This is a genomic window from Kribbella deserti, assembly GCF_042434725.1.
Classification (GTDB): Bacteria; Actinomycetota; Actinomycetes; order Propionibacteriales; family Kribbellaceae; genus Kribbella; species Kribbella deserti.
The window spans coordinates 152,631-168,514 of sequence record NZ_JBHLTC010000014.1 but is presented as its reverse complement, the minus strand read 5'-3'; the positions used below and the strand labels follow the sequence as shown (position 1 = coordinate 168,514).

The following is a 15,884-nucleotide window of genomic DNA, read 5'->3' as shown; positions in this document are numbered from 1 at the left end:
ATACCCATGGTGTCGGTATGCCCGCCGATTACCGTCCGGGTGGTTGACAATCAGCACGTGAACACTGCCGCACAGATCTTTGTCGCCCTTGCCGGCGCCTTCCACCTCGTCATCTTCGCGATGGAGAGCCTGCTGTTCCGTAAGCCCGAGGTCTGGAAGCGATTCCGGATCGCCTCGGCGGCCGATGCCGAGATCGTTCGCAACTGGGCGTTCAACCAGGGCTTCTACAACCTCTTCCTCGGCCTGGGCGCGATCGGCGGCCTGTTCCTGTTCGGCGACAAGGGCGAGGCCATCGCGCTGTTCGCCTGCGCCTGCATGGTCGGTGCCGGGGTCGTACTGATCGCCACCGACCGCCGGATGCTGCAGTCCGCCGCGATGCAGGCGGGACCGCCGCTGCTCGGCCTCATCCTCGCCGCCGCACTCTGACTGACGAGCTGAGGTCAGCGACGACCTCCACACCTGCCGCCCGATCCCGATCCCGCGGGCTGCCCCGTCTGCCGCCCCCGTCTGCCGCCCCCGTCTTCCGCCCCCGTCTTTCGCCCGTCTGTCCGCCGTAGGTCGCTGGTTCGGCCCTGGTACGGCGCGCGCCCGGGCCGACTACCGGGTTGTAGGCCGCGTACCGGGTTGTGGTGCGCCCACTACCGAGTTCGTGTGCGGCTACCCGGCTGCAACCGGGTAGCCGCACACAAACTCGGCAGCGGACCTCGGGATCACTACCTCGGCCCCACGTCCACCTCGGCCCCACGTCCACCTCGGCCCGCCCCGGGTTCCACCTCGGCCAGCGACCGCGACACCCGACGCCTGTCGCGGGCCCGGCGCGGAGCGTACGGAACCACTCGCGTCGACCGGACGTACCCATCCGTCCCCCTGATAGCCCGCTGTCCTTGGCCGACCCGGCCTGACAATCCGCGACTCCTCAGGGGACGGGTGACCACGCGAAACCCTGCCTCCGCGAGCAGACGCACACGCGCACACACGCGCATTGGCGACCACTCGCGGATGCGCACTGGCGACCACTCGCGAGCGAAGACGCACGCCCGCGTCGCACCGGCCCTGCCGAACACGCCCGACCACAATCCCGCCGATCGCCGATCGCCGATCGCCGGTCGCCGGTCGCCGGTCGCCGGTCTGCCTCCATCGGCGCATTCCGAGAGGTCGCGCGCTTGACTTCAAGCCGTGTTGAAGTACCAGGGTTCAGCACATGCAGACGATGACGACCCCGCCCGCCGAACGAATCGGCGTACTGTCCCCGCGCTATCGGTCCCTGACCATCGGCATGGTCGCGCTGATCACGCTGGTGGCGTTCGAGAACCTGGCCGTCACCACCGCGATGCCGACCGTGGCGGTGGCCCTCGGCGGCCTGTCCTGGTACGCGCTGGCCTTCGGTGGTCCGCTCGCGGCGGCCGTCATCGCGATGGTGATGTCCGGTACCTGGAGTGACGCCAAGGGCCCGGCCCGGCCGTTGTGGCACGGCACGGCCTGGTTCCTCACCGGCCTGGTGATCGCCGGTCTCGCGCCGACGATGGAGGTGCTGGTCGTCGGCCGGATCATCCAGGGCTTCGGCTCCGGCCTGATCACCGTCGCGTTGTACGTCGTGGTCGGGCAGCTGTACCCGGCGGCACTCCGGCCGCGGATCTTCGCCGCCTTCGCCTCCGGCTGGGTGGTGCCGTCGCTGGTCGGACCCGCGATCGCCGGGTTGATCGTGCAGCACGCCAGCTGGCGGATCGTCTTCCTCGCGGTGCCGGTGCTGGCCATTCCCGCGGCGCTGGTGATGCGGCCGGGCCTCGGGCGGATGGCGCCGCCGGTGAGTGGATCCACCGACTCGATCTGGAATCGCCGTACCGCCTGGGCGGTCGCCGTCGCGATCGGTGTCGGCCTGTTGCACTACGGCGGCCAGCAGACCGGCACGCTGCAGGTGGTACTACTCGCGATCGGCCTGGGCGCGGTGATCGTCTTCGCCCCGCGGCTGCTCCCCGCCGGCACGTTCACGATCCGCCGTGGCCTTCCGTCGGTGGTCGCGTTGCGCGGCATGGTCGCGGCGGCCGGTTTCGGCGCCGAGGTCTTCCTGCCGCTGATGCTGACCCGCGAGCGTGGGTTGTCCCCGGCCTTCGCCGGACTGGTCCTGACGATCAGCGCGCTCGCCTGGTTCACCGCCTCGTGGTACCGCGGCCGGCCGAATCAGCCGCTGTCCCACTCGGCCTTCATGCAGATCGGCATGAGCCTCATCGTGCTCGGCATCACCACCGCCGTACTGACGCTCCACCCATCCGTGCCGGTCCTGGTCGGCGTACTCGGCTGGGGCCTCGCCGGACTCGGCATGGGCACGGTCTTCCCGACGCTGTCGGTGCTGATCCTGGAGTACTCCGCCCGCGAGGAGCAGGGCGCGAACAGCTCGGCCCTCCAGCTCAGCGACTCCCTCGCCACCGCGACGGTGCTCGCGATCGGCGGCTCCCTTTTCGCCGCCATCGAACCGCACTCGGCCAACACCGCCTACCTGACCGCCTTCGCCCTCCCCGCCCTAATCGCCCTCCTAGGCACCTGGACCGCCCGCCGCGCCGGCATCCCGTTCATCGGACGCTTGTGACCAGGCGTGTCGTCGTTCATCGGACGCTTGTGACCAAGGTGGCGCGACCTTTTCGGTGACCCTCGAACAGGTTGGCCGGCGACGATGCGCGTGCCACCTTGAAGGCCTTGACCATTAGACCTTGTGGGGGCTTCACCTATGCGTGAGTACAGCAGAAGAAGTGCGCTCGGGCTGCTCGGCGCGGCCATCACCGTGCCCGTGCTGGCCGGTGAGGCGGTTGCCGTCGGCAACTCGACGCCGGTGATGGTTTCGCTGCCGGCCGATACCTGGACCCAGGTGAACTCCGCGAACCCGAACTGGTCCTACTGGAACACCGACCGGCACGAGGGCGCGAAGGTCGGCTACGCGTGGGACGGCACTGCGCGGTACCGGTCGTTCTTCCAGGCATCCATCGCCGCGCTCCGAGGGGCGACGGTGCATGACGCGCGGTTCGAGGTTTGGCTCGACCACAGCCCGACGGGCCAGCCGACGCCGGTGGACTTGTTCTACACCGCTCCGATCTCTCCGGCCATTCCACTGACGTGGAACAACTCGGGCGGGCACTGGCGGCACCACCTCGCCACGGTCTCCGGCAACGCCTGGTCGGGCGCAGGTCAGCCGGACCAGCTGCTGAGCTTCTCCGGGGCGTTGACCAGTGCGGTCCAGCACGCCGTCTTCAGTGACGAGGGAGTCGTCTCGCTCGGGCTGAAGGCTCCGGACGAGGCCAATCGGTACCAGTGGAAGAGGTTCCGGTCAGCCGATGCCCGCCTGGTGGTGACCTACACCCCCGCGGCCTGAACTCGCCCGGCCACGAAGGGTGACGCATGACGCGTTGACCCGGGCAGGGGTGGAGCCCTACGGTTCGAGAGCCATCTGCGATGTTTCGAGGGAAACCGGTGAAAACCCGGTACGGCCGCGCCACTGTGATCGAGCCACGCTCGTCAGTCAGGACGCTCGGGCATTCGCAGCCTTTTCGATGGGGACGCGCACTTCCCCTGGAGGTTTTCGATGACCGTACCCACTCCTGCCCGTACCGTGGCCGCGCCGGCGATCTCGCCGCGGCTGCTCGCGACCGCCCTGCTCACCGCCGGCGTGCTGTTGCTGCTCGCGTATCTGGTCACGTTCGACCAGGGTGGCGTCTCCCGGTCCGGCATGTTCCTGCACGAGCTGATGCACGACGGCCGCCACCTACTCGGCGTGCCCTGCCACTAGAGCCGGCGACATGCGCACCTTCTGCTCCTTGCTGGTGCGTGGACTGATCGCGGGACTTTTCGCCGGCCTGCTGGCCGGAACCTTCGCGTACGTGATGGGCGAACCGCACATCGACGCCGCGATCGCCATCGAAGAGGCCGGCACGTCCGCGCACACCCACGCCGGTGAAACCCCAGGCGACGAACCGCTGATCAGCCGCAACGGTCAGCGGGCCGGCCTGTTCCTCGCGACCAGCCTGTACGGCGTCGCGCTCGGCGGCATCTTCGCGGTGGCCTTCGCGCTGTTGCGCCGCCGCCTCCGCACGCCGAGCGACTCGTACGCCGCACTGGGGCTGGCCGCCGCCGGTTTTGTTGGCATCGTGCTGGTTCCGTTCCTGAAGTACCCAGCGAATCCGCCGGCCGTGGGTGATCCCGAAACGATCACCACGCGCACGGTCAGCTACCTGCTCACCCTGGTGATCGGCCTGCTCGCGGTCTGGGCCTCGGTCGCGGCGCCACGATGGGCCGATGACCGGTTCAAGCGGCCCGCGGCGTGGATCCGTCCGGCCTTCGGCGCGGCGGCGTTCGTCACCACCGTCGCCATCGCGTACCTCATCCTCCCGGCCGTCAACGAGGTGCCGGGCACCTTCCCGGCGACCTTGCTCTGGCAGTTCCGGCTGGCCGCACTCGGTACGCAGACCGTGCTGTGGCTGTTGCTCGGATTCGCCTTCGCCGCCCTCGTCGATCGCGCGGCCAAGCCGGCCGTCGAGGTCGTCCCGGCCGCAGGTGGTGCCGCCTGATTCAGCTCACGCTCGTCGCCCACGCACTGACTCCCGGCCTGCGAGGCATGGTGCTGGGCGGCGACGGCGAGCCCGATCCGTCCGCGCTACGGCCGATCGCGCAGCTTGTTGCCGAAGGCAAGGGGTTCGAGCCGGCCGTCGAGGCCTGGGTATCACCGGAGGTGGCCGCACAGCGAACAGCCGAGGAATTCGGCCTGCGCGCACGGCTCTCCCCACGCTTGCGCGACCGGGAGTACGGCGACTGGGCCGGCCGCCGCTTCGAGGATCTGCTCACGAGCGAAACCGGCATCCAGGACTGGATCACCTCGCCGGAGGCCGCGCCGCCGGGCGGGGAATCGGCCGACGACCTCATTCTCCGGGCCGGCAGCTGGCTTGACGATCTCGCGGCCGGGCCCGATGGACCGGCGCGCCGTACGGTCGTCGCGGTGGTGCATCCGACGGTGGTCGCGGCGCTGGTCCTGCACGCGATCGACGGCCCGCCGTCCGGCTTCCGCCGCCTCGACATCCGCCCCCTCGCCCAAGTCCGCCTCACCGCCCGCCGCGCCCACTGGTCCGTCCGCCTCTAGCAAAGGTTGTGGATAACTGGCGCGAGCGGGAGGGCGGATGGGCGGATGGGGCGCTCGCGGTGAAGCGGGCGTTTCAATGGGAGTGGTGGGCAGCGCGGAGGGCGGATTCGGACCGATGAACGCCAAAAGGACTGTGGGCAAGGGCTTCCCGTGGGGGCGGGGTGGTGTCAGACTGGCGCACGCTGCGATGACCCGCCGGGCCACTGGGAGTGTTGATGACGGAGTCGGAACGACTCGAGCGACTGCATTTCCGGGCCCGTAACGTTGCTCCCGAGGTGGCCGTGTGGGAGGCCCGGGCCTACTTCGCGGCGCTCGACCCGGCCGAGGCGAAGGCGCTCGCCCAGCGGTATCCCGGGCAGGTCGGCAGCCTGGACGGCGTACCGGCTGAACTTCGGTACTACGCGAACCGCCTCACCCTGGACGCCGAGCGGAAACGCCTGAGCGCTCTGCTGGATCCGGGCAAGGACGAGCGGAAGCGCCTCGCGACTCTCGAGGAGATGCTGACGCCAACGCGCGAACTGGGCGTCGACGAGTCGGGCCGCCGGGTGGTGGTCGAGCGGTATCGCCAGTTCCTCTCGGTCGACCCCACCGGCGACGGCCGCGCGGTCGAGGTGCTCGGTGATCTCGACCAGGCGCGCCGGGTCGCCGTACTGGTGCCAGGTATGGGCAACGACCTGGAGTCCGTGCGTTCCCAAGTGGACCGTGCCCACGCGATCAAGGTGGAAAGCGGACCAGGTACGGCGGCGGTGTTGTGGATGGACTACGACTCACCGGGTGGTGTGGTGGAGGCCGCCAGCAAGCAGGACGCCTGGGACGCGATCTCCGGCCTGCGGCGGTTCCAGGCCGGGCTGGACACCGAGTTGTTGCCCGAGGCAAGCACTACCGTGATCGGCCACAGCTACGGTACGACGGTGGTGGGGCAGGCCATGTTGCGTGGCGCGCGGTTCGACCGGGTGGTGCTGACCGGCAGCCCGGGCATCGACCGCGGAGTGTCGAGTGCGGCCGAGTTGGTGCCGCCAGGGATCCAGGTCTTCGCCGCGCGAGCGCCGGGGGACTACGTCTCGTACACCCAGTGGCACGGTCCCGATCCGGCCTCCTTCCCGGACGTGATCCGCCTGGAGACGGGAGCGGGTGTGCGCTGGCACGACCAGTACTACCGCCCGAACAGCGAGGCGTTGCGTAATGTCGGGCGAGTGGTCCGTGGAGATGTGGCAGCCGTGACAACAGTCGGTACGACGCCGGCGCAGGAAACCCGCGTGCTGCCGGGCGTTTCCTGGGCGGGCGCGGTGCGAGGTGCCGCCGAACCGGTGTCAGCCGTGTACGACGGAGTGGCCGCCATGCGTGGAGTGAAAGCCCCCGCCGCGATGGACGCCTCCGGCGCCGGCGGTGATGGCGCCGGCGGTGATGGCGCCGCATCACGGGTGATTCGTCCTGATGGCTCGCGCTGGGGCCGCGATACCCGACCGGAAGGGCCGACCCGATGACGTTGACCGAGGCCCGTGACCAGTTGCGGTCCGACCTGCTCGCCGTGGCGGCGGCCGTGCTGCCGGGTGAGGAAGGCCTGGTCGTACATGATCCCGGGCCGGTCGATCCGGGCGCGCTGTTCGATGGCCGCGGCCCGGCCACGATCTGCACGATCACGGTCGAAACCGGCGATCCGGCCCGTACGGACGCGGCCGCGGAGTACGTCGAAACGGCCGCGAACGCCCTTCGCTCGGCGGGCTGGCAGGTCGACGTACCGCCGGTGGAGAGCGGGCATCACCGGGTCGCGGCGCATCGCGAGGGCTTCGACGTCGCCGTACACGCCTTCGACTCCGACTGGCGCGTCACCCTCACCGGCCAAACCCCCGAGCTCTGAGCCAACCGGGCTGCGAGTGGTCCCGCGCCCGTACCTGCCGCCACTAACTGGTGGCGAGGCGTTCGGCGTCGCTGCGCAGTACGCAGAACTCGTTGCCTTCCGGATCCTGCATCACCGCCCAGCCGGTGCCGTCGGGATTGCGCAGGTCGTCCTTGAGGGTGGCGCCGATGGTGAGCAGCCAGGCGACCTCCTCGTCCCGAGGGCCGTCGGGTACCAGGTCCAGGTGCAGGCGGTTCTTGCCCGCTTTCTCATCGGTGTTGCCCTCGAACAGCAGGATCCAGCCGGCGTCGGTGATGACGCTCGCGGCCGGGTCGCCCGGTTCGTCGTCGTCCGCGAGCCGCCCCTTCAGTACCTGCGCCCAGAACTGCGCGAGCCGATACGGATCCAACGTGTCGAACGTGACCGTACGCAATCGGGAAGTCATGGCACCAGCCTGTCCGGGGTGGTTGTTCGTCCGCAACCAGATTTGCCCGGCCGGCCGGGCGCATTTCCGAAATGGGAGAAGGTTCATTCAATTACCACGGCAGGAAAAGTTGTTGACTTGGCGACAACCATTTCACCGTTGATCTGACGCATTGCGGGGATTACGTTGGCGGTGTTTCCCCGATGTGATCCGCGGCATTCATTGCCAGTCAATGCCGGCCCGGGGAATGCCAGCGCTGCCGTTGTCGGCAGATCCGCCTGATCCCCTTTTCGTCCCGTCGGTGCGCCGCATCGTTCGGGTCCGGCACCATTTGTTCCGGATCGCGGAGCTGTCCACAACGGGCAGTCTCGCGCTCAGTACGTCGGTCGCGGTGACGAACGGGAGCGTGGTCGGTGACGGCGGCGAGCCTGGTCTCGACAACATCGCGCGGCTCAGTGGTGGCGGCATCTACAACGGCCTGCGTGGCACCCTCAGTGCCACCGGGGTCTCGGGAAGTCCGATGCCGATCGAGCGCAACAACGCCCCGCTGAACGGCGGTGGCATCGCCACGGTCAACTCGACGGCCACCACGCTGACGCAGGTCACCATCACGTCCAACGTCGCGGTACTGACCGCGGCGGGGTCTACCGGCAGGGCGGCACGTCGACCACGACGAACTCCCCGATCACGGCGAATATCACCAACAATTGTGTCGGCAGCAACCCCGCCGTACCCAATTGCACCGGCTGACCGCCAGTTCAGCCATTCGCCGGTCCGAATTCGCCCCTCCGGAACGACGCGGAGGGCGAATTCGGACCGGCGAATGCTTAAGGCTGTAGGTCAGGCCTTGGCGAGGGTTTGACGCTGGCGGCCCAGGCCCTCGATCTCGCATTCGACGGTGTCACCGGGGGCCAGGTACGGGAAGCGGCCGGACAGCGCGACACCTTCCGGCGTACCGGTGTTGATGATGTCGCCCGGGTCGAGCGTCATGTACTGGGAGATATCGCGGACCAGTTCCGCGACCGAGAAGATCATGTCCGCGGTGGACGAGTCCTGCCGCACCTCGCCGTTGACGAACGACCGCAGGACCAGCGCCTGCGGGTCCACCTCGTCGGCCGGTACGAGCGCCGGCCCGAGTGGGTTGAAGGTCTCGCAGCACTTGCCCTTGGACCACTGGCCACCCGAAACCTCCAGCTGGAAGGCCCGTTCCGAGACGTCGTTCGAGACGGCATACCCCGCCACGCAGGCCAAGGCGTCTTCGAGGGTCTCGACGTACCGGGTGGTCTTGCCGATGACTACGGCGAGTTCCACCTCCCAGTCGGTCTTCTCGCTGCCGCGCGGCACCAGTACGTCGTCGAACGGGCCGACGACGGTGTTGGGGTGCTTGAAGAACAGAACCGGGTGTGCGGGCGGTTCGGCGCCGGACTCGGCCGCGTGGGCCGCGTAGTTCAGGCCGACGCACACGACCGCTCCGGGCTTCGCGATGGGCGCGCCGACCCGCAGGCTTTCAAAGTCCGGAACAGGCTCGAGCGAGCCGTCCGTCAGCGCCGTACGAACGCGGGCGATGCCGTCGGCGGCCAGGAAAGCGCCGTCGATGTCGCTGGTGATCGGGGACAGGTCATAAACGGTGCCGTCGGTGGCGCGCACATACGGACGCTCCTCACCAACCGGGCCGAGACGCAGCAGTTCCACAGCACTCCTCACAAAGCGGTTCCAAACGGGAAAGGTCAGTTCTGGTCGAACACCGGCAGCAACCGGGCGCGGGAGGCCTCGATATGAGCCCGCATCGTCGCCGCGGCCTCGGCCGGATCGCCACGCCGGACAGCCGCGACGATGGTCTTGTGCTCGCGCAGGGCCTTCGTCGCGATCCCGCCGCCGTAGTACAACCGGAACAGATGCAGGTGGCAGTGCGTGCGGGCGAAGGACTGCCGGGCGGTGTCGTTGCCGGACAGTTCCAGCACGAGGTCGTGGAAGCGCTGATCGTGCGCGGCCATCGCCTTGTAGCTGTCATACGCCGGACGGCTCGGCACATCGGTGTAGCTGAGCATTTCGTCCTTGAGGCGGTTCAGGTCCTCGGCCCCGGCGCGCTCGGCGGCACGGCCGGCGGCCCACGGTTCGACGTGCAGCCGGAACTCGAAGAGGTCCTCGAACTCCTCCCGGGTCAGCCGGCTGGACACCCGGTAACCCCGCAAGGGTTCCTTGATCACCAGGCCGTCGGACTCCAGCCGGGCCAGGGACTCCCGGATTGGGGTCTGCGAGATGCCGAGCTCACGGGTCAGCGCGTCGATGTTCAGCCTGGTCCCGGGCTCGACGACGCTGTCCATGATCAGGCCCTTGACCGTCTCGTAGACATCGTCGCTGAGGACTTGTCTTTGCGGCAGGCGGCTCAACTGCCCCGCCAGTCCCGCGTGTGCGTCCGACACAGTGACTCCCTCCGGAACCGCCCATTCTGCCTGTTGTCCTGTGCCGGATGTTCTTCGGCGCTTGCGGCGCCCAGGCACGATGCACGCACCTGACCACCGCAATCACTCGAACAACATCCGGCACAGGACAACCCGTTACCGAAACCACCCTTGACGGCGCCAGTGTGAGCGGGCAACATCGGCCTGGCAATATCCTATAGGATCTGTAAGGAGCTTGTCTCATGCCTCAGCGCCCGTTCTCCGCAGGCCGTGCCCTCAACCGTCCCGGAGCACGGGGGATGGCCGCCGCGCTCGCCGTGCTGGCCCTCGTCGGAACGGGCTGCACCACTCGCGAGACTCCCGCGGCCGACGCGCCCAAGGACGACGCCTCCACCGGTACGTCGTCGGGCCCGGTGACACTGAAAGACGGCTCGCAGGTCAAGGTCGCTTTTGTTCCCGGCGGCGCCCACCCGTACTTCCAGCCGTGGAAGACGACCGCCGAGACCGCCAAGACCGACTTCAAGCTCGGCGGCGTCATCTTCAACGAGACCGGCGAGTGGGACCAGGGCAAGCAGAACAACGTGCTGAACTCGCTCGCGGCCCAGGGCTACAACGCGTTCGGCATCTTCGGGGTGTCCCCGACCGACATCAACTCCACTTTCGAGGACCTCAAGGACAAGGGCTTCGCGGTCGGTTCGCTGGCCTCCTGCCCGGCGGGCGATACCAACGCGGCGGACTTCTGCCTGTCCACCGACGTCGAGCTGGCGGCGTACAAGGCGGCCAAGGCGGCGATCGAGGCGATCGGCGGCGCGGGCACGATCGTGCACCTGACCGGCAATAACGTCGACTCGAACACGCAGCGCCGGATCGCCGGGGTGAAGAAGGCCATCGGCGAGACCGGCGGCAAGGTCACCGAACTGCCCGTCATCACCGATATCGACAAGGACCTGCAGACCGCGCAGAAGGCCGTCGCCGACCTGCTCGCCTCGAAGGGCAAGGAGATCAAGGGCATCGTCACCACCGCCTACAACCCGGCCGTGGCCGCGGCCGATGGCGTGAAGTCGAGCGGCCTGCCGATCAAGGTGGTCGCGATCGACGACGACGCGGCCATTCTCAACGGCCTCAAGTCCGGTGGTGTCGCGGCGACCGTCGCGCAGAACCCGGTCGGCCAGGCGTACGTCGGCGGCTGGTTGCTGGCCCTGCTCGGATCCAAGCAGTGCCAGATGAAGGAGCCGGGCGCGATCGTGGACTCGGGCTCGTTCGTGGTCACCAAGGCCAACGTGGACACCTACGACAACGAGCGCAAGGCCAAGACGAAGGAGCTCGAGAAGGAGTTCGCGGCGAAACTGACCTGCCAGTGACCCGAGTCGAGCGCGCCGAGGCCTGGCTGGTCGACGTCGCCGTCGAGACCGTACGCACGGACGCCGTCCAGGCCTTCGCGAAACAGGAAACGGTTTTTGTCGAGCTCCAGACCAGCGACGGGCTGACCGGCCTCGGCTACTCGTACACGATCGGCACGGGCGGTACGGCGGTGCTCGCGATGTTGCGCGATCACCTGGTACCGCGGCTGATCGGGCAGGACGCCCGCAATATCGAGGGTCTTTGGTGCGACCTGTTCGCGTCCACCCGGGCGACCACCGTCGGCGCGATCACCTCGCTGGCGCTGGCCTCGGTCGATACCGCGCTGTGGGATCTGCGTTGCCGCCGTGCGGGCGAACCGCTCTGGCGGTTGGCCGGGGGGTTCCGGCGCGAGGTCCCGTTGTACGACACCGAGGGCGGCTGGTTGCACCTCACCACCGACGAGCTGGTCGCGGGCGCACTGGCCTCGCAGAAGGCGGGTTGGCCCGGGGTGAAGCTCAAGGTCGGCAAGGCTCGCGTACACGAAGACCTCGAGCGGCTGACCGCCGTACGGGATGCGGTCGGGCCATCGCTGGACCTCATGGTCGACGCGAATCAGTCGATGACGTATCCCGAGGCGCGTCGACGGGCCCGGGCGTTCGAACCGCTCGATCTCGGGTGGTTCGAGGAGCCTTTGCCGGCCGACGATCTGACCGGGCACGCGCGGTTGGCCGCGTCGACGGCCATCCCGATCGCGGTGGGGGAGTCGCTGTACTCGATCTCCCAGTTCCGCGAGTACCTGCAGGCCGGTGCCGCCGGAATCGTGCAGGTGGACGTCGCCCGCGTCGGAGGGATCACCCCGTGGCTGAAGGTGGCGCATCTGGCGGAGACGTTCAACCTGGCGGTGTGCCCGCACTTCCTGATGGAGCTGCACGTGAGCCTCACCGCCGCCGTACCGAACGGCAAGTACGTCGAGCACATCCCGCAGTTGCGGGCCATCACCCGAAGTGAGATGGCGATCGAGAACGGCCACGCGGTCGCGCCGGACACCCCGGGCCTCGGGATCGACTGGGATGCCGACGCGATCGACAACAGGAGGGTCGCGTGAGCGCACCGGTATCCGAGGTCGCGACCGCGGCCCTGCGAGAACCCGACGACGAACAGGTCCAGCAGTCCCGCACGCCCTGGTGGGCCAATCAGCGAATCGGCCTGCTGATCCTGGTCGTGGCGCTGTCGGCGTTGTTCGGCATCCTGCGGCCCGCGTTCTTCAACCAGGACCTGGTGGTCTTCCCGCTGCTGCGGGATATCGCGATGTTCACCGTGGTCGGCCTGGCCCAGATGTGCGTGCTGTCGATCGGCCACATGAACCTCGCGGTCGGGCGAATGGCCGCGTTCTCGATGATGCTCACCGGCATCTCGTACGACCTGTGGGGATTCGGCCTGTACGCCGGACTTCTGGTCGGACTCGTCGCGGGCGCGGCGATCGGGGCGCTGGCCGGCTGGGTGATCGCGCGCACCGGGGTGAACGCCTTCGTCGTCACCCTCGCGCTGGACTTCCTGCTGCTCGGGTTGATCCCGCTGGTCTACACGGCCCTGACCGAGAACGCCGCCTTCACCACCAAGCCCGCGGGGATGCGGGAACTACGCAACTACTCGCTCGCGGACGTTTGCGTCGGGCCGATCTGCGGCTCGCCGGCGGTTCCGCAACTGGCCTTGTTCGCGGTGATCGCGATGCTCGTTGTCGGCTGGATCTACAGCCGGACCAGGCTGGGCCGCGAACTCCTGATGACCGGTACGAGCGTCAAGGCCGCCGAGCTCTCGGGTATTCCGACCGCCCGCTGGGTGATCACCGCGCACGCGATGTCGGGAGCGCTCGCCGCACTGGCGGGGTTCATGCTCGCGGTGAGCACGGGGTCGATCAAGGCCTCGATCGGTGACGAGTTCATGCTGCCCTCGTTCCTCGGCCCGATCCTGGGCGGCACCTTGCTCGCTGGTGGTTTCGTATCGGTCGTCGGCACCTTGTTCGGTACGGCGCTGACGTCGGTGATCCGCCGCGGTCTCGACCTGCTCGGGGTGGGACTGGAGAGCCTCAACATTTACCTCGGCCTGATCCTGCTGGTGGCGTTGTCCACCGACCGGGTCCGCACGGTGCTGTCCGAGCGCAGACCGAGAACCGCCCGATCAAAAAAGAAGCCGGAGGAAGATCGATGAGCAAGGTGTCGATCAGGCGCTTCGCGCGCAGCACCGAGGGCGGATTGACCGGGATCTGCGTGGTCTTCTTCGTTGGTCTGGTCATCGCGTCCGGCGGCGACCTGCTGGAACCGAACTCTCTGCGGGTGCTGTTGCAGTTCCTTGCCGTACCCGTGCTGATCGGGTTGGCCCAGATGGTCGTACTGGCGGTTGGCCAGCTCAACCTGGCCGTCGGCGCGATCGGCGGATTCGCCGCGGTGGCGATGGGCGTGCTGATGGTGGACCACGGTGTGCCGGTGCCGTTGGCCCTGCTGATCGGGTTCGGTCTCGCCACCCTCGCGGGGCTGGCGAACGGCCTGCTCGTCGTACTGACCCGGATCAACGGGTTCATCGTCACGCTGGCCACGATGACCGTGCTGATCGGCGTGCAATACCGCCTGGTCGGGACTCGCACGGTGGACGACTACCCGCAGGCGCTGAAGTCCTTCGGCGCGTACGCGGTGTTCGGCGTACTGCCCGTCATCTTCGGAGTCGCGCTGCTCGTGGCCGTCGTACTCGCGATCGTGCTGCGGCGGACCGTACCGGGGCGGCAGTTGCTCGCCTCGGGCGGAAACCCCATCGCCGCAAGGCTTTCCGGTATCTCCAACGACCGGTCGGTGATCCTCGCGCACACCATCTCCGGCGCGATCCTGGGTGTCGCGGCCGTACTCACGGTGGCGTCCTCGCCCGGCGTGAACAAGAGCATCGGCGGGGACTGGCTGCTGCCGAGCTTCGCCGCGCCGATCATCGGTGGTGCCCTGCTGACCGGTGGTTCCGCGGTCATCCTGGGTACGGTGCTCGCCGCCTTCATCGTGCGGTTCGTCGATACCGCCCGGGCCGAGTTCTCGCTGGAGCCGAGCTGGGTCAACTTCGTGGTCGGCGCGGTCGTACTCGGCTCGGTGGTACTCGGGCAGGTCCGGACCCGCCGCCAGGCGCGCACCCAGGTGGTCAAAACACCCGATGTCGCAGTGACAGGTGGAGTCGCATGAGTCTGTTCGAGGCCGCAAGGGTCGAGAAGGTCTTTCCCGGCGTACGCGCGCTGGACCGGGCCACCCTGACGCTGGAACCCGGGTCGGTCCACGCGCTGCTCGGCGAGAACGGCGCGGGCAAGTCCACGCTGATCAAGATCGTCACCGGGCTGTACCAGCCTGACGGCGGCAGGCTGTTGCTCGACGGCCAGGAGGTGCACTTCGGTTCGCCGCACGAGTCGGCCGCGGCCGGGATCGGCGTGGTGCACCAGGAGCGCAACCTCATCCCCGGCTTCTCCGTCGGCGAGAACATCCTGCTGCAGAACCTGCCGACCAGCCGTGGTCTGGTCGACCGCGGCCGGATTCGTGCCGAGGCGAGCCGCTGGCTGGCCGAACTCGATCTGGACCTCGATCCCGACCAGCCGGTCACCGAACTCTCCGTGGCGCAGGCGCAGCTGGTCGAGATCGCGAAAGCCTTGTCCGTGCAGAGCCGGGTCCTGCTGCTCGACGAGCCGACCGCCTCGATCACGCCGAACGAAGCCGAACGCCTGTTCCGGGTGGTGGCGAAGCTGAAGGACGCCGGTTGTGCCGTGCTGTTCGTCAGCCACAAGCTCGAAGAGGTCTTCGCGATCTGCGACACGGTGACGGTTCTCCGCGATGGCGCCTCGGTGCTCGAGTCCGGCCGCCTCGCCGATCTCACCCGCGACCAGGTGGTCGACCTGATGGTGGGTCGCGTGCACGAGGCCCTCGCCCTGCCACCGCGAACCGTCGACCAGACCGCCGCGCCCCTGCTCGAACTGGAACAGGTCGGTACGGCGACAGGCCATCGCGGCGTAGACCTCACCGTCCGCCCCGGCGAGATCGTCGGCCTGTACGGGCTGGTCGGTGCCGGTCGCAGCGAACTCGCGAAGGCCTTGCTCGGCCTCGACCGGATCACCGCGGGGGAGGTTCGCGTCCGCGGTAAGGCCGTCCGGATCAAGAACGTGCGCGACGCACTGCGGACGCACAAGATCGGCTACGTGACGGAGAACCGGAAGGAGGAAGGCGTCTTCCTCGAACAGTCGGTCAGCCGCAATATCGCGGTGACGATCTGGGACCGGCTCAGCAAGGCCTTCGGTTATGTGCCGGCCAAGTCCGAGGCGGCGATGGTCGCGCAGTACGTCGAGAAGCTCGGCATCCGGGTGGCGTCCCCGTTGCAACTGGCGGGCACCCTGTCCGGCGGCAACCAGCAGAAGGTATCGCTGGCGAAATGGCTCGCGGCGCAGACGGAGATCCTGATCATCGACGAGCCGACGGTGGGTATCGACGTCCGGACCAAGGACGCGTTCCATACGTTGATCTGGGATCTCGCGGCCAACGGCCTGGCCATTCTGCTGATCACGTCGGACTTGCCGGAGATGATCACGCTGGCCGACCGGGTGGTGGTGATGCGGGACCACCAGGTCCGTGGCGAGGTGGCGAACGACCACGACTACGACACGATGAGCCAGCAGGTGATCCGGCTCATCCACGCCGAAAAGCCCGAGGAGAACGCCGCATGACCGGACGCGTTGATGGCGAAGGTGGC

General features: G+C 68.3%; 17 protein-coding genes and 1 riboswitch. Of the genes, 14 read left to right on the top strand and 3 right to left on the bottom strand.

Features of this window, described 5'->3' with window-relative positions:
* The first annotated feature begins 57 nt into the window (after positions 1-57).
* The 8 genes from ACFFGN_RS12290 (at position 58) to ACFFGN_RS12255 (ending at position 6,977) form a co-directional block, all read left to right on the top strand.
* A complete protein-coding gene (locus ACFFGN_RS12290; protein ID WP_380046639.1) occupies positions 58-426 on the top strand; it encodes a DUF1304 domain-containing protein in 369 nt (122 codons plus the stop codon).
* Between the two features lie 775 nt (positions 427-1,201).
* On the top strand, positions 1,202-2,584 hold the full coding sequence (locus ACFFGN_RS12285) for an MFS transporter (RefSeq protein ID WP_380046637.1): 1,383 nt from the start codon (positions 1,202-1,204) through the stop codon (positions 2,582-2,584).
* Between the two features lie 138 nt (positions 2,585-2,722).
* Positions 2,723-3,361, top strand: a complete 639-nt coding sequence (locus tag ACFFGN_RS12280) for a hypothetical protein (RefSeq protein ID WP_380046635.1) — start codon at positions 2,723-2,725, stop codon at positions 3,359-3,361.
* Positions 3,362-3,451: 90 nt separating this feature from the next.
* A riboswitch (cobalamin riboswitch) is annotated at positions 3,452-3,517 on the top strand.
* A 54-nt stretch (positions 3,518-3,571) separates the two neighbouring features.
* Positions 3,572-3,775, top strand: coding sequence for a CbtB domain-containing protein (locus tag ACFFGN_RS12275; protein WP_380046633.1), 204 nt, complete (start codon positions 3,572-3,574; stop codon positions 3,773-3,775).
* A 10-nt stretch (positions 3,776-3,785) separates the two neighbouring features.
* Positions 3,786-4,553 carry a CbtA family protein gene (locus ACFFGN_RS12270; protein WP_380046631.1) on the top strand — a complete coding sequence of 256 codons (768 nt, stop codon included), beginning with the start codon at positions 3,786-3,788 and terminating at the stop codon, positions 4,551-4,553.
* A gap of 47 nt (positions 4,554-4,600) precedes the next feature.
* Positions 4,601-5,119, top strand: coding sequence for a histidine phosphatase family protein (locus ACFFGN_RS12265; RefSeq protein WP_380046629.1), 519 nt, complete (start codon positions 4,601-4,603; stop codon positions 5,117-5,119).
* Positions 5,120-5,334: 215 nt separating this feature from the next.
* The gene (locus ACFFGN_RS12260) at positions 5,335-6,603 is read left to right on the top strand and encodes an alpha/beta hydrolase (protein WP_380046626.1); all 1,269 of its coding nucleotides are present in this window, start codon (positions 5,335-5,337) and stop codon (positions 6,601-6,603) included.
* The gene (locus ACFFGN_RS12255; RefSeq protein WP_380046624.1) at positions 6,600-6,977 is read left to right on the top strand and encodes a hypothetical protein; all 378 of its coding nucleotides are present in this window, start codon (positions 6,600-6,602) and stop codon (positions 6,975-6,977) included. The genes ACFFGN_RS12260 and ACFFGN_RS12255 overlap by 4 nt, the downstream gene beginning before the upstream one ends.
* A gap of 43 nt (positions 6,978-7,020) precedes the next feature.
* Here ACFFGN_RS12255 and ACFFGN_RS12250 read toward each other — a convergent pair whose 3' ends face one another.
* Positions 7,021-7,401: a VOC family protein gene (locus tag ACFFGN_RS12250; RefSeq protein ID WP_380046622.1), complete on the bottom strand. Its 381-nt coding sequence runs from the start codon at positions 7,399-7,401 to the stop codon at positions 7,021-7,023.
* Between the two features lie 280 nt (positions 7,402-7,681).
* Here ACFFGN_RS12250 and ACFFGN_RS12245 point away from each other — a divergent pair, with 280 nt between their 5' ends.
* Positions 7,682-8,242, top strand: coding sequence for a hypothetical protein (locus ACFFGN_RS12245; protein WP_380046620.1), 561 nt, complete (start codon positions 7,682-7,684; stop codon positions 8,240-8,242).
* On the opposite strand, the gene ACFFGN_RS12240 is transcribed toward ACFFGN_RS12245, so the two are convergent.
* Both ACFFGN_RS12240 and ACFFGN_RS12235 read right to left on the bottom strand, forming a co-directional pair.
* Positions 8,221-9,072 carry a fumarylacetoacetate hydrolase family protein gene (locus ACFFGN_RS12240; RefSeq protein ID WP_380046618.1) on the bottom strand — a complete coding sequence of 284 codons (852 nt, stop codon included), beginning with the start codon at positions 9,070-9,072 and terminating at the stop codon, positions 8,221-8,223. The two genes, ACFFGN_RS12245 and ACFFGN_RS12240, sit on opposite strands and share 22 nt — an antisense overlap.
* A gap of 35 nt (positions 9,073-9,107) precedes the next feature.
* Positions 9,108-9,803 (bottom strand): GntR family transcriptional regulator, encoded by a 696-nt coding sequence (locus ACFFGN_RS12235; RefSeq protein ID WP_380046616.1) that lies wholly within the window; start codon positions 9,801-9,803, stop codon positions 9,108-9,110.
* A 221-nt stretch (positions 9,804-10,024) separates the two neighbouring features.
* On the opposite strand from ACFFGN_RS12235, the gene ACFFGN_RS12230 reads away from it, so the two are divergent.
* Genes ACFFGN_RS12230 through ACFFGN_RS12210 form a run of 5 tightly spaced genes read left to right on the top strand, consistent with a single transcriptional unit; the run spans position 10,025 to position 15,858 of the window.
* Positions 10,025-11,143, top strand: a complete 1,119-nt coding sequence (locus tag ACFFGN_RS12230) for a sugar ABC transporter substrate-binding protein (RefSeq protein WP_380046614.1) — start codon at positions 10,025-10,027, stop codon at positions 11,141-11,143.
* Positions 11,140-12,228, top strand: coding sequence for a mandelate racemase/muconate lactonizing enzyme family protein (locus ACFFGN_RS12225; protein ID WP_380046612.1), 1,089 nt, complete (start codon positions 11,140-11,142; stop codon positions 12,226-12,228). Before ACFFGN_RS12230 ends, ACFFGN_RS12225 begins: the two co-directional genes overlap by 4 nt.
* Positions 12,225-13,331, top strand: a complete 1,107-nt coding sequence (locus ACFFGN_RS12220; RefSeq protein WP_380046610.1) for an ABC transporter permease — start codon at positions 12,225-12,227, stop codon at positions 13,329-13,331. Before ACFFGN_RS12225 ends, ACFFGN_RS12220 begins: the two co-directional genes overlap by 4 nt.
* Positions 13,328-14,338, top strand: coding sequence for an ABC transporter permease (locus ACFFGN_RS12215; RefSeq protein ID WP_380046608.1), 1,011 nt, complete (start codon positions 13,328-13,330; stop codon positions 14,336-14,338). Before ACFFGN_RS12220 ends, ACFFGN_RS12215 begins: the two co-directional genes overlap by 4 nt.
* Positions 14,335-15,858 (top strand): sugar ABC transporter ATP-binding protein, encoded by a 1,524-nt coding sequence (locus ACFFGN_RS12210; RefSeq protein WP_380046606.1) that lies wholly within the window; start codon positions 14,335-14,337, stop codon positions 15,856-15,858. The genes ACFFGN_RS12215 and ACFFGN_RS12210 overlap by 4 nt, the downstream gene beginning before the upstream one ends.
* Positions 15,859-15,884: the final 26 nt, after the last annotated feature.

What these genes read in the sequence shown, in the direction of transcription:
- ACFFGN_RS12210 (WP_380046606.1), top strand. Translation starts at nt 14,335, where the DNA reads ATGAGTCTGTTCGAGGCCGCAAGGGTCGAGAAGGTCTTTCCCGGCGTA.
- ACFFGN_RS12250 (WP_380046622.1), bottom strand. Translation starts at nt 7,401, where the DNA reads ATGACTTCCCGATTGCGTACGGTCACGTTCGACACGTTGGATCCGTAT.
- ACFFGN_RS12280 (WP_380046635.1), top strand. Translation starts at nt 2,723, where the DNA reads ATGCGTGAGTACAGCAGAAGAAGTGCGCTCGGGCTGCTCGGCGCGGCC.
- ACFFGN_RS12215 (WP_380046608.1), top strand. Translation starts at nt 13,328, where the DNA reads ATGAGCAAGGTGTCGATCAGGCGCTTCGCGCGCAGCACCGAGGGCGGA.
- ACFFGN_RS12285 (WP_380046637.1), top strand. Translation starts at nt 1,202, where the DNA reads ATGCAGACGATGACGACCCCGCCCGCCGAACGAATCGGCGTACTGTCC.
- ACFFGN_RS12270 (WP_380046631.1), top strand. Translation starts at nt 3,786, where the DNA reads ATGCGCACCTTCTGCTCCTTGCTGGTGCGTGGACTGATCGCGGGACTT.
- ACFFGN_RS12255 (WP_380046624.1), top strand. Translation starts at nt 6,600, where the DNA reads ATGACGTTGACCGAGGCCCGTGACCAGTTGCGGTCCGACCTGCTCGCC.
- ACFFGN_RS12275 (WP_380046633.1), top strand. Translation starts at nt 3,572, where the DNA reads ATGACCGTACCCACTCCTGCCCGTACCGTGGCCGCGCCGGCGATCTCG.
- ACFFGN_RS12260 (WP_380046626.1), top strand. Translation starts at nt 5,335, where the DNA reads ATGACGGAGTCGGAACGACTCGAGCGACTGCATTTCCGGGCCCGTAAC.
- ACFFGN_RS12265 (WP_380046629.1), top strand. Translation starts at nt 4,601, where the DNA reads ATGGTGCTGGGCGGCGACGGCGAGCCCGATCCGTCCGCGCTACGGCCG.
- ACFFGN_RS12230 (WP_380046614.1), top strand. Translation starts at nt 10,025, where the DNA reads ATGCCTCAGCGCCCGTTCTCCGCAGGCCGTGCCCTCAACCGTCCCGGA.